General features: G+C 42.0%; 10 protein-coding genes. 5 read left to right on the top strand and 5 right to left on the bottom strand.

The genetic code is table 11. The features are described from left to right. Positions 1–6 precede the first annotated feature (6 nt). The 4 genes from ACYUCY_RS05425 to ACYUCY_RS05410 form a co-directional block, all read right to left on the bottom strand. Positions 7–690, bottom strand: a complete 684-nt coding sequence (locus ACYUCY_RS05425) for a DUF1449 domain-containing protein (RefSeq protein WP_460225437.1) — start codon at positions 688–690, stop codon at positions 7–9. Between the two features lie 54 nt (positions 691–744). Beyond that, entirely contained in the window at positions 745–1440 is a 696-nt protein-coding gene (locus ACYUCY_RS05420; RefSeq protein WP_460225436.1) for a PspA/IM30 family protein, read from the bottom strand. An 11-nt stretch (positions 1441–1451) separates the two neighbouring features. Beyond that, the gene (bacA, locus tag ACYUCY_RS05415; RefSeq protein ID WP_460225435.1) at positions 1452–2078 is read right to left on the bottom strand and encodes a biofilm formation regulator BacA; all 627 of its coding nucleotides are present in this window, start codon (positions 2076–2078) and stop codon (positions 1452–1454) included. 352 nt (positions 2079–2430) lie between these two features. Next, positions 2431–2988, bottom strand: a complete 558-nt coding sequence (locus tag ACYUCY_RS05410) for an acyltransferase (RefSeq protein ID WP_460225434.1) — start codon at positions 2986–2988, stop codon at positions 2431–2433. A gap of 399 nt (positions 2989–3387) precedes the next feature. Between ACYUCY_RS05410 and ACYUCY_RS05405 the strand changes: the two genes are divergently transcribed. The 5 genes from ACYUCY_RS05405 to ACYUCY_RS05385 all read left to right on the top strand — a co-directional run bounded on the left by ACYUCY_RS05405 (position 3388) and on the right by ACYUCY_RS05385 (position 11144). Further along, complete coding sequence (locus ACYUCY_RS05405; RefSeq protein WP_460225433.1) at positions 3388–4266, top strand: polysaccharide lyase; 879 nt, start codon at positions 3388–3390, stop codon at positions 4264–4266. Between the two features lie 182 nt (positions 4267–4448). Then, on the top strand, positions 4449–5570 hold the full coding sequence (locus tag ACYUCY_RS05400) for a glycosyltransferase family 4 protein (RefSeq protein WP_460225432.1): 1122 nt from the start codon (positions 4449–4451) through the stop codon (positions 5568–5570). Then, a complete protein-coding gene (locus ACYUCY_RS05395; RefSeq protein WP_460225431.1) occupies positions 5567–6817 on the top strand; it encodes a glycosyltransferase family 4 protein in 1251 nt (416 codons plus the stop codon). Before ACYUCY_RS05400 ends, ACYUCY_RS05395 begins: the two co-directional genes overlap by 4 nt. Before the next feature lie 48 nt (positions 6818–6865). Beyond that, positions 6866–8815 carry an asparagine synthase (glutamine-hydrolyzing) gene (gene asnB / locus ACYUCY_RS05390; protein WP_460225430.1) on the top strand — a complete coding sequence of 650 codons (1950 nt, stop codon included), beginning with the start codon at positions 6866–6868 and terminating at the stop codon, positions 8813–8815. A gap of 505 nt (positions 8816–9320) precedes the next feature. After that, entirely contained in the window at positions 9321–11144 is a 1824-nt protein-coding gene (locus tag ACYUCY_RS05385; protein ID WP_460225429.1) for a hypothetical protein, read from the top strand. Between the two features lie 47 nt (positions 11145–11191). On the opposite strand, the gene ACYUCY_RS05380 is transcribed toward ACYUCY_RS05385, so the two are convergent. Continuing rightward, positions 11192–12241 carry a hypothetical protein gene (locus ACYUCY_RS05380; protein ID WP_460225428.1) on the bottom strand — a complete coding sequence of 350 codons (1050 nt, stop codon included), beginning with the start codon at positions 12239–12241 and terminating at the stop codon, positions 11192–11194.

Genomic DNA, 12241 nt, shown 5'->3' with positions numbered 1-12241 from the left:
TACATTTTAATTTTTAAATTCTGATTCCGATATTACTTTGTACACATGTTCTTCTTTAACATATTCAATCAGCGCGACTCTATCGCCACGCGCGAAAACTTCATCGCTGTACGAGCGTACCTTAACAATTAAACCCGCACCGCCGTCTTCGACCGAAGCCTCTCCAAAGCCACCGTCAACCCTTGTGGTTCGAACAACAGCTATTTGACCAACTATATTTTTTTCAACTTGCTGGTCCGCTGCCTTGAACATCGGCCGCAAAGGCTTGGCAATCAACGCTGTTATAAATGCTGCGGCATATAAGGTACCGATAAGAATAGGGATTCCCACCAGAAATTCGATAATACCGTCGGGAACGAAGGGGAAAATAAAATAGACCGCGTAATAGCATATGAACCAACCAATCAAGGTAATTAAAAAAATTACGAATGGAATTGGTATGCCATTAAGCTTTAGCTTTACTAACAACCCAGACAATACATTGAGATTAGAAAGATTATCGCCGGCATCTATATCCAAATCGGCTTCGGGAATATCAAAATTAAGAAAATCCAGATCAACTAAACCCAAAACCGCCAAGCATCCATACATAAAACAAAGGATAAGGAAGAAGGAGAAAAATACCGTAGGAAACGACGTTACGTTTTGATAGAACGGATCCATCGCCTCCGTTAAGAAAATTGCAAACATAAGCGCCCCTTTTATTTGTTATCGTTTTTTAAAATGGTCGCCATCCGTGGCGACCTACTTCCCTGATCGTTTTTTCTTTAATCTCTCTAGCACATCACTCGCGCTATGTGCGCCGGCTGCGATACCAGCTTTTTCTAACTTCTGCTGAAGAGAATCTTCTCCATCGGTGTGCGCCAACTCACTTGCTGCATTCATTTTCGCTTCTTTTAACGCCTGCTTTTCTTTTATTCGCTCTAATGAGTCCATCGCAGTACGTAAACTTGAATTGGTGCCGCTATGTCTTTCCGCAACAGCAGCTTGTGCCCTCTGTACATTTTCTGTCGCCTTAACCGTATCTACCTGCTGCTTGAGTCTTTTAATTGTACGCTCAGATTGATGTATGGTTTCGCGAAGCTTGCTAACGTGAGCGGCAAATCCAGAACCGGTTTCTTGCTCGGATTCCAATTGGTTTTCCATATCAGCAATTTTTCTCGCCACATCGTTTGCTAAACCTTCATCACCCATCTCGAGCGCTTTTAATGCGTAACCTTCATGCTCAACGATATCTTTTTTTAAGGTTTTTGATTTTTCTTCCGCAAGCTTTTGTCTAGCCAAAATATTGGCCAAGCTATCCTTGGATTGTTTTAGCTCTTCTGACGCGTCACGAACTTCCTGATCTAAAATTCGTAAAGCTTGACTATCCACAATTGCTTCGCCCGCTTCGTTAGCGCCGCCACGCAATGCAGTCATCATTTTCGCTAAAATATTCATTTCATACTCCTTTAAGCTTCGATCGCTATGTTGAGAAATTCGCTATAGGCCTCTGTCGCCTGAATAACGTTACTGGCGAGAGTTTCAATTTCAAAAATCACGTTTGGCAAAATAGAGGAGGAACTTAAAGCACCAAACATGTGATAGTAATCTTTTCCGTCACCAACAATATCTAGACTAATTGTGGAGAGCGGAAAGTATTTATGGGTTCTCAAAATCGCCTCATTAAAACGATTTACATCGTTAACAGCTGAGACAGACCACAACACCGCCTCGACAATAATTTGCTCCCCCGACACGGTTAGAAATACGGGAAGATCGCCATACTCAAACATCACAATGTGTAGAGCAGGCTCGACACCGTCAATTAATTCCACGGAAGCCTGACCGCTTTTGAACAATTCTGCGTCTTGCAAGGCCCCAAATAAACTTGTTGTTGTCCACACTTCATTGGTCGCTGTCATCGTATTTTCTCCTTTTGGCCATTGTGACCCTCTGGATGTTCTCAGTTCTTTTTCGATTTGAGCCAACTGCTTGGCGTTATCTGGCCGAATCCAAACCTCTTTTTTCACCAGGCCCTGCTCCCGCAATCGCTTGCGGAACTCCCGTTGATAATGTGCTGATGATTTTGGCTTCATGGTGCGAAACTATAATTTGTTACATGTAATCCGTCAACTTATTACATGTAATTTTTTTGGATTTATTTTAACTTATTGTTATTTAAGACATTTATTACAATTTTCGGCGAGCCATATTTAGATTAGCCCAATGTAAACACGCTGGTAAGGTGTAGATACTACGCTAAAACCGCCTGGTCTAAAGGAATAAATACGACAAAAATATCTGATTTTGAGTGGTAAACACTAATTTTTGAGAGGAGGAGGATGAATGTGCACAAATCAACGTAGGCTGTTCAATTCAGTAACAATGCCATACAAAATACCTTACTTATTACTCGCCACCAAGCAAGTCCTTGCTTAAGAGCAATCACTAAACCATATATGCAGTTCCATCCTTGGTTGCCTCGCGCAATTCCTGTCGCTTAGCATCATCAAGATTTTCAACGAAATATTCTTCGCCGAATATTTTTTTATCTTTAGAATTCTTATCGGCCTCAATTTTATTTATGTAATCTTCAACAGACATAATAAATTTTGCCGGATTACCTCCAACTACCGCTCCAGGAGGCACATCTTTAGTCACTATAGAACCTGCCGCAACAACAGAATTTGGGCCGATAGTTACACCAGGCAATACCGTTGAACCTTGCCCGATAAAAGATTTCGTTTTTATATGTATTTTTGCAATTTTCGTGTAACCCAATAAAAATGCTGTGCTCGCATCATGGGCTAACAAAGTTGTATTTGGCGCTAAGGTGCAGAAATCATCAATAGTAATCAAATAACAATGGCCTGGGTCAAGATAGCAATCTTCATGAATGTTAATTTCCTTACCGAGTGTTAAGCCTTTTTTTTCCAAACTGCGAATGTAATGCTGCGTTTTAAATTCGAGTAGCTTCCAATAAATCTCTCGTAGCTTTGATAACATTTTTAATTGTCCAATTATTTAAGATTTATTCTCAAAAACATGCGTATTGATAGGATAGTCGGTGGCTTAATTGACTCTTAACAATACCGATAGAAGGAGCCTTTTCAGCAACGAACTCGGGCACCCAAATTGGGCGCGCATGTTACCACGTATTTCTTAAATATCACCAAGGCAATTGAAGAGATAGCTTCTCGATATTGTCGTATGTGTCTCACTTCACTTTTTCTTTTTGGGAACAGTTACGCCCATGAATGCCAACTCTCACGCAAAATACGCAAGATCTCCGAAAACCTTTCAAATGAAGGTTAATATTGTGAGTTAGATACCGCTGTTATTCTTAGGCACGACTATAAATAACAGAGTATTCGCTAGGTATTTGCACTCGGAGTTTTTTTGAAAATGAAAATCGTTTCTATTATCAGTACAAGTATATTTTTGTTGTCGATCTGGATATCCGCCGCCGCATCGGGAGCAGAATGTGATAATTGGCAGAGCTCACATCCAGAGTGGATCTGGTGCGATGATTTCGAAAGCATGCAAGCCCTAACAACACGCTATGAGGATGTGTCGTCTCTCGGAATGAGCCAGTCAACTGAAGATGCTTACGCAGATCAAAGCTCACTGAAGCAAACCTATACCACAGGGCAGGTCGACGCTGGTTGGGTTATTAAGGTTAACGATGCGGGTTTTCCGGACCATATTTTTTATCGGTTTTACCATAAATTCCCCCAAGGCTACTCGGTATTCCCACCGAAAATGTCGCGCCTTGGTTATCGTCAACGTGGATCCACTTGGCAAGCGATTTTTAGCGTCCAAACCTGGCTTAAAAGTGATGGCGAATTGACGCTGGATGTTCTAGCTAAGAATAGCTCCCAAGCCAACGGCGGTGGCTACTTGGGAGTCAGAAACAGTGGATTGACTTTGGCTGCGTACCTGGATCAGTGGGTAGCAATTGAAGTCGAAGTTAAGCTCAACACACCATCGATGAGCGATGGCGTATACAGGATGTGGGTAGACAACAACCTAGTCATTGAAGCCTTAAACGTCGACTTAAGAGGTAGCACAAACGACAAGATTAATGAGGTAATGCTAGACACCTATTGGAACGACGGGGCAAATGCTCCCTTGAACCGCTATTACGATAATTTTGTTATTTCGACTCAAAGAATCGGGCTGGCTGGCTCACCTCCAGTGGTTGTCACTCCACCTCCAGTCACACCCTCACCGATGTGCTTTATCTCACCGCAAACACCGATCATTCAGCAATCGAATTCATAAGCGTTTTTTTGAATTCGTAGACTGAAACCCAGCAACAGCCTTAGCTATGGGAAACGCTTTGAACCGTTAGAACCTATAAACTCCTGCCTTATCAACAAACTCGCCTTGAACCTGGCTTTGCCGTATGAGGTTCCGCATAATACCCGCCTTAATTTCCTACTCTCAGACATAAAGCCCACGGAATGATCAAAGTATTACACTTACGGAGCAGTAACTCGTTTCTCGGGGCTGAACGTGTCGTTATTGAACTCTCGAAACGGCTCCCTTCCTTAGGGTACGAACCCATTGTCGGCGTGCCGATGGATGAAGGCGACGAGATCCCCGAACTCTACACTGTAGCGCAAGGCTTAGGATTCCAAGCCGAGCTTTTCCGAGGCAAGGGCCCTTATGACTTTTCAGTGATTGGCAAAGTCAGAGATTACGTTAAGCGCGAAGGCATCGGCATCGTTCACTCCCACGGATATAGAGAAGACCTCTACGCGATTGGATCTCGGAAGTACTCGGCTTTATTAGCCACTAATCATCTCTGGAAAAGAACGGACTGGAAGTTAAAACTCTACGCTTTTTTGGATGGGCATCTATTAAAAAGATTTGATTCCGTGGTCGCAGTCTCTCAACCCATTGTTGACGACATGCTTGCAGCGAAAATCAGCGCTAAAAAAATCACCCTAATCCCAAACGGTATCGAAACCGAACGCTACACCGATATCGGCTCGGAAAATTTAAATCTACGTAGTGAATTTAATATCGATAAATCCAAAGTATTGATGGTTACTGTCAGTAGTTTAACCGGCGAAAAAGGTATCACTTATGCAATATCAGCATTGGCGGCAGCGTTAAATTCCAATCCAAACTTGCATTTACTCATCGTTGGTACCGGCGAAGAGAACGATGCCTTACAACAACAAGCGCGAACGCTAGAAGTAGAAAAGAACATTAGTTTTGCTGGACGCCGAAATGACATCGACAAGATACTAAAAAGTAGCGATATTTTTTTATTACCTTCGCTTAACGAAGGTCTCCCCATGGCAATGTTGGAAGCCATGGCCGCAGGCAAGGCAGTCATCGCCACCGATGTAGGTGATGTTGCCCAAGCGCTGGCGAATGAAGCGGGCATTATTATCCCGTCACAAGACGTCGATGCATTAACAAAAAACATATTATTGCTTAGCGGCAACCCCGAATTAATTCAACGCTACGGTGATAAAGCACAGTCAATTGTTGTTGAAAAATATTCTGCACAAAAAATGGCTCAAGAATACGCCAAGCAATATCAACAAATAGCTAGATCGAAAAACTTATGAAGATTTTGTGGATTTCTCATCTCGTTCCTTACCCACCTAAAGCAGGGGTATTGATTCGGAGCCATTATTTAGTTAAAGAACTTGCAAAACATCATGACGTAGACGTAATCGCCTTCAATCAAAGGGGATTAATTGAACCTTACTTTGCTAGTTACGAAGAAGGCACACAAAAATCTATGCAGGTGCTGAAAGAATTTTGTGGCAATGTCGAATTTTTCGATTGCCCGGTCGACAAGTCGTCACTACATCGTTATTGGTGTGCGCTAAAAAGTTTAGTTTCGAGACACCCATACAATATGAACTGGTTAAAAAGTGACGAGTTCCGAAACGCTGTCAATAAACTTCATTCAGACAATCACTACGACTTGATTCATTGTGACACCATTAGCTTGGCTCCTTATATAGATGACATAAAAGACGCCTGTTTAAGTCTCGATCATCATAATGTTGAATCGCATATGCTGATTCGCAGAGCGGATCAAGAAAATAATTTAATTAAGAAATTTTATTTTTGGCAGGAAGGCAAGAGATTAGAAAATATCGAAAAGCACTATTGCCCAATATTTAATACCAATGTTACCTGCTCTGAACTAGACAATGATCGCTTTAGAACTTTTATCGATGATGCCAGATTTGTTTGCATTCCGAACGGTGTCGATACCAGTGTTTTTAAACCAAGTGGCAAAGAACCGTTAAATAGCCGCTTGATTTTCATCGGCACCTTGGATTGGTACCCCAACACTAAAGCAGTTTTATATATTGCGGAAAAAATATGGCCGCTTTTGAAAGCGAAAATACCGGACGTAACCATCGATGTTGTGGGTGCACGCCCTCCCGAAAAACTCATTGCGCTTTCGAAACAAGATCCTAACTTTAGAGTTCATGGTTTCGTCGACGATCTCGACCAATGCTTAAGTGACGCAACCGTTTACGTATGCCCTATTGACGATGGTGGCGGCACCAAATTAAAAATCCTCGATGCCCTCTCGGCAGGGAAAGCGATTGTCGCAAATCCAATAGCCTGCGAGGGCATTATGTGTGAAGACGGCAAGAATGTTTTGTATGCATCCTCGCCTGAGCAATATGTCGAGCACATAGAAAAAATATTTAGCGATCAGGGTTTTCGTAAAGAATTAGAAGTTGCTGCGAGAGAACTCGCCGTTTCACAATATGCTTTTGAATCTATTGGTAAAAAATTATCTGATGAGTTCGAAAATGCACGTGACTTCAAACTCAAAAAGCAATAAACATTGCAATAAAATCTATTCAAAGAACAATCAAAGAATCTACCTATTATGTGTGGAATTGCTGGCCTAGTTGGACTTAATCGACCCGACGATGAATTAGAATCAACGCTCCAAGCGATGGGACAATCGATTGTTCACCGCGGCCCCGATAGCAGCGGCACTTGGATCGACTCCGAAACACGACTTGGATTCGTTCACCAGCGCCTCTCCATCCAAGATCTGAGTCAACTCGGTCATCAACCGATGCATTCCCAGAACGGCCGTTTCACTATTATATTTAATGGTGAGATATTTAATTTTCTTGAATTACGAAAAGAATTAGAAGCGTTAGGGCAGACTTTTAAAGGCCATTCCGATACCGAAGTTCTAGTCGCGGGCATAACTCACTGGGGTCTAGATGACACTTTAAAAAAATGCAAAGGCCAGTTTGCAATTGCACTATTTGATAAAAAAAATAAAACCTTACAGTTGGTCAGAGACAGGCTCGGTGAAAAACCCTTGTACTATGGCTATCTAAACAATGAGTTCATTTTTGCATCCGAATTAAAAGCGATTACCACGGCGCATGCCGGTAGCAAGCCTAAAATTAATTTATCAGCCCTCGGCTCCTATCTTCGTTACGGCTACATAAGTGCTCCACAATCCATTTTTGAAGATATCTATAAGGTTGAGCCCGGTACGATCGTTTGCTTTCGCTTAGACAAACTCTCTGGCCACGAATTCGAAAAATCCCAAAACAGCTTTTGGTCGCTACGCAATACATACTCTGAGTTTTCAGCGCACACAATTCAAGATGACCAAGAAGCAATATCTGAGCTGGACACAACATTAACACGCATTATTAATCAACAAGCAATCGCAGACGTGCCACTCGGTGCTTTTCTTTCCGGCGGCATTGATTCTTCATTGGTATCCGCTTGTTTACAAGCAAACAGTAGCAAGCCAATCGACACTTTTACTATTGGTTTCCACGAAAAAGATTTTAACGAAGCTGAACACGCAAAAAAAATTGCTCAACACATTGGCTCCAAGCATCATGAGCTTTATCTAAACGCGCAAGACACTCTTGATGTGGTACCAAAATTACCAACACTCTACGACGAACCTTTTGCTGACTCCTCTCAAATTCCGATGTACCTGGTAAGTCAGCTCGCCCGCGAAAATGTTACCGTGTGCTTATCTGGTGACGGAGGCGATGAATTATTTGCTGGTTATAACCGTTACATCCAAACTCAAAAAATGTTTGAAAAATTCAAGTCTGTACCCGCACCTATTAAAAAAATAGTTTCTATTGGCTTGAATAGCATCGCACCAGGACAATGGGATAACTTGTATAGTAATGCCAATAAAATATTGGGGCGAAAAGGTGGAGCGAACACTGGCGTAAAGTTACATAAGTTAGGCGCACTACTGTCCAAACCCGATCTAGAATCTTCGTACCAATACCTCTGTGGTTACTGGCAAAACCCACAGGATTTATTACGCCAAGCAATTGACGAACCGAGTTTGACAAGCGAATTAAATTTCAATGAGAAATTTCTTGACGCTGCCATGTATTGGGATCAGCAGTGGTACATTCCAGGTGATAACTTAGTTAAAACTGACCGCGCTAGTATGGGCGTTAGTTTAGAAATGCGTTTACCACTACTCGACAAAGAGTTAGTTGAATTCGCCTGGAGAATCCCTAATTCAATGAAAGTGAAAAATGGCGATTCAAAATGGTTACTACGACAATTACTGTATCAGTATGTACCCCAGTCCTTAATTGACCGCCCAAAGATGGGATTTTCCATTCCTATTGCTCACTGGTTACGAAATGAATTGAGAGACTGGTGTGAAACTCTAATAAATCGAGATTTATTAGAACGGCAAGGGATATTTAACGTTGACGTGTTGATGACGACTTACAATCAACACTTGAGCGGAAAGTTCGATCACGCAAACAAATTATGGACGGTATTGCAGTTTCAAGCTTGGTATTTAGCGATGGGATATTAGCTTCTGCCTGTCTAAGGCATTTTTAGATACGCCAGATTTTTTATGGGCCCTTTAACATTTATACAGGCTTTTGCGTCATGATCACTATCCTTCGTGGAATAGAATCACGATTTAAACATGGAAATAGTAATAAGAAAAACCATTTTTGGGTTTATGTTTACGATGAATATTTCTTAAGTATTAATACCGGTGTCGACACGGGCAATAGTTCACATAATTAGTGGGTTGTTTGGCACAAACTAGAATTTTTGTGGTCTTGTCGTCACCTAAAAAAAGTTATCTAGACTAGTATCAATACTGACAACTGCCCCTAAACCCAGCTTAGTATTCACGGGTGTCGAGCAGATAGTTCAACAATTGCAGCATGTGTTAGAATTTCTCGATTTTGAAGAAATCTCTGTATGCAGGAATTTTAAATGGCGGGTAGTGATAGATAGCTTCTCGCGCTGTATAGATCCTACTTTTACAATCCGAGGGTCATACCACTAGACATTGGTTCTGATGAATGAATAGAAGATTTTTCCTAAAGGGTCTCGCTTACGCAATTACCTGCGGCGTCTACGCTAGACCATTGGCGCAGGCATTTCCGATAACTGGTATTGCCCTACCACTCCTTAATATCCTGCTTCCTACACCTGGAAGAATTGGATTCTATATGGACTATTCGGAGCTTAGCGCGACGGGTGAGCATGTCTTCTTGGTTACTAGAACACACGGCACTAGTGGCGCTGTATCCGTTCAATATAGCTCTCATGGCGACCCTCATGATTCTGTCTCTGGAACATTGTCTTGGGCTAATGGTGATCAATCAGTTCAGTCTATTCGGGTTAATGTACCAAGCAAGTCGCCTGGCGATCATCGAATCTACATGCAACTTTCAAATGCGACAGGCGGCGCAGCCCTGCATTTTTCTAATCATACTCGAGCTTATGGCGTCATTGACGACGGTACGGTCGCAGCAGATTCCGAGGCTGTATTCTTTGATGCCAGTTTGGGCTCAAACGGAGCGGGCACCCAGAGCAGCCCTTTTAATAACATCTACGACGCACTCGCCTCAGTCGGATCTAAACGCTATATCTATGGACGTGGAACCGTCGTACCCGACGGAACAAATTCAAATGCCCCATATGCCATTAGCGGCGTTAGGTCAATCAACGTTCCCGCCTCACGTTCTGACGAAAATTCGCGAGTTTATATACGCAATTGGCCGGGAAGCTCTTTGACCATTAATGGTAATGGCAGCCGTCGAACTGCAGGTTTCTATTCAAATGGGAATGATAGCTATCATACCTACCGAGGAATTAACTTTATAAATTTAGATGCATCTGGAACGGGTGCTGGAGCACCTGGCTTCGGAATTTGGTACCACTACGGCACTGCTTCCGGAATTAACGTAGAGCTCTGTAACTTCAATGGCATTAACGGCAGTGAGAATAATGGTGGTGTCAATTATTACGGGACGACCGGTGGTCGCGTATGGCGTTGTACTTTCGCAAACATCGCTAAAGACGGGGATACTAAAAACGGCAACACTGGTGGTGTTTATAGCTACTCAGGAAACTACATATCAATTCAACGAAGCGAATTTGCCTCTACAATGAGTAAAGGAACTTTTCACAAGCGCACCGATTCGGGAAAAATAAGCTTCAACTGCCGTTTCAATATATATCGTGATTGTGTTTGCTACTACGGACAATCCGGTGGTGGCAATCCTGGTCATTTTGGTATTGTGGTTTCCAACAATGCCTTCATTGGTCCCTTTGCGACCTTTAAGCATTTAGCGATTAGCCCAGTACTTAACCTTGGTCAAAACCAAGTTTCCAACAATTATTTTTATCAGTCTGGCAATAATGTTGAGGGTGCAGTAGCAAATTGGGGCGGAGCTGATCTGCTAATTTTTAACAACGTTTTCGACAATTGTAAATATGTCTACTCTGACGAACAAAGTTCGTTAGCCGATCTACCAGCCTTACTCGACTATAACGTTGTGTATAACACTACGGATTCATTTGCTTCCAATAATTTCGCCTCATACAGTGCCGCGTCTTTCGCCTCAACTTTTAATATAAATTTCTCACAGAATCAACGAACAGGTGATCCGAGACCAGCAAACCCAGGGGCTGAAGATTTTAGCTTGCAAAATGGTTCTTCTGCGATTGCAGCAGGCATAGGTGGTGCAGATGCGGGAATTTACCTTACGGATCTCGAAACGATTGGTGCAAATGCTATTACTATTATTAATCCGAATCCTTTTCCAGCGCCAGGCCCCAATCCATCCCAGTGCACGCCTCCCCAAATAAATAGCGGTCAAAAAATTATTTTTAGCTAATCAAAAATCGTAGTTAAAATTATTTTCTGAATACAAAAAGTAAAAACTTATTGGCATAAATTTTTTGGGTTTTCAATTGATTCAACAATCGGACTCAACCCGGCAAAGAGTCTTTCCGCCATGAGTGCGCTATACAACTCATTGGGATGGCCATCATTTTTAATAATTAGGTTTTCGTTGTAGTAAGTTTTTATTTCATCACCTTGTAATTCGGGTCGAAATTCTTGTGGATGTATTTGAAAAACAAAAACGTTTTCATAGGCATTTGATAGCTCTATTAAGTTACTTAAAAGCGCGCCTCCCGATTTCGTTGCATCAGCATTTCTAACAAAAAATACTAGTTTAAACCTGTTATTCTCTGCTAATTTGACTAATGACAACAAATAGTTTTTTTGATTATCGAAATGCTGTTCAAAACGCGATACCGCTTCGCTTAGTGGCAACCCCTCATCGACGTGGGTACGCTGATATTTTTGCTTAAGCGACTGCAATAAATACATTGTTTTTCTTAATGAATATGAAATAAAATTATCGAAGTTAAGCAACTTCTTTTTCGCTGCATCTCTATCAACCCAAGCTGCGCGCTCCCCATCATCTATTGTCACGGGATAAAATGTGAAATCGCCGAATGATAACGGAATCAAAATCACGTCAGGATTGAATTTGACAGAGTTTAACTCAACAAAATTAAACCAATGATAGGGACCCCAGCCTGGATTTGCTGAATTAAAAACCTCCGCGTCGACCCCCTCGCTAATGAATTTCCGATTTAACAGTGAAGACCATACCTCTTCGTCCTTCAATCCTGACCCAAATGTGCTGGAGCTCCCCGTAGCCAAAATCCTGACCTTGTCACAAGATAATTGCTGATCTTTTTGCCGAGTTCCTATGCTACTGATATGTACCTTGTTTGAGCGGCGGCTCATGCCATTGGTCCAGACATAGCCTTCTTGATCGCTTTCCATTTTAAAAAACAATACTTCATGGGTACTTTCATGTAGCACAGTTCCAGAATGCAAAATCGAAAAGTCAATCTTTCCAATAACAAAAAAAATAACCCCGATAATACATAAGTGTCCAAACAATTTAGCTATCAT

This window comes from Aurantivibrio infirmus, assembly GCF_054767315.1.
The sequence above is the reverse complement of the archived record's forward strand: the minus strand, read 5'-3'. Positions and strand labels throughout refer to the sequence as shown.

What these genes read in the sequence shown, in the direction of transcription:
- ACYUCY_RS05380 (WP_460225428.1), bottom strand. Translation starts at nt 12,241, where the DNA reads ATGATAGCTAAATTGTTTGGACACTTATGTATTATCGGGGTTATTTTT.
- ACYUCY_RS05400 (WP_460225432.1), top strand. Translation starts at nt 4,449, where the DNA reads ATGATCAAAGTATTACACTTACGGAGCAGTAACTCGTTTCTCGGGGCT.
- ACYUCY_RS05385 (WP_460225429.1), top strand. Translation starts at nt 9,321, where the DNA reads ATGAATAGAAGATTTTTCCTAAAGGGTCTCGCTTACGCAATTACCTGC.
- asnB (WP_460225430.1), top strand. Translation starts at nt 6,866, where the DNA reads ATGTGTGGAATTGCTGGCCTAGTTGGACTTAATCGACCCGACGATGAA.
- ACYUCY_RS05420 (WP_460225436.1), bottom strand. Translation starts at nt 1,440, where the DNA reads ATGAATATTTTAGCGAAAATGATGACTGCATTGCGTGGCGGCGCTAAC.
- bacA (WP_460225435.1), bottom strand. Translation starts at nt 2,078, where the DNA reads ATGAAGCCAAAATCATCAGCACATTATCAACGGGAGTTCCGCAAGCGA.
- ACYUCY_RS05405 (WP_460225433.1), top strand. Translation starts at nt 3,388, where the DNA reads ATGAAAATCGTTTCTATTATCAGTACAAGTATATTTTTGTTGTCGATC.
- ACYUCY_RS05395 (WP_460225431.1), top strand. Translation starts at nt 5,567, where the DNA reads ATGAAGATTTTGTGGATTTCTCATCTCGTTCCTTACCCACCTAAAGCA.
- ACYUCY_RS05425 (WP_460225437.1), bottom strand. Translation starts at nt 690, where the DNA reads ATGTTTGCAATTTTCTTAACGGAGGCGATGGATCCGTTCTATCAAAAC.
- ACYUCY_RS05410 (WP_460225434.1), bottom strand. Translation starts at nt 2,988, where the DNA reads ATGTTATCAAAGCTACGAGAGATTTATTGGAAGCTACTCGAATTTAAA.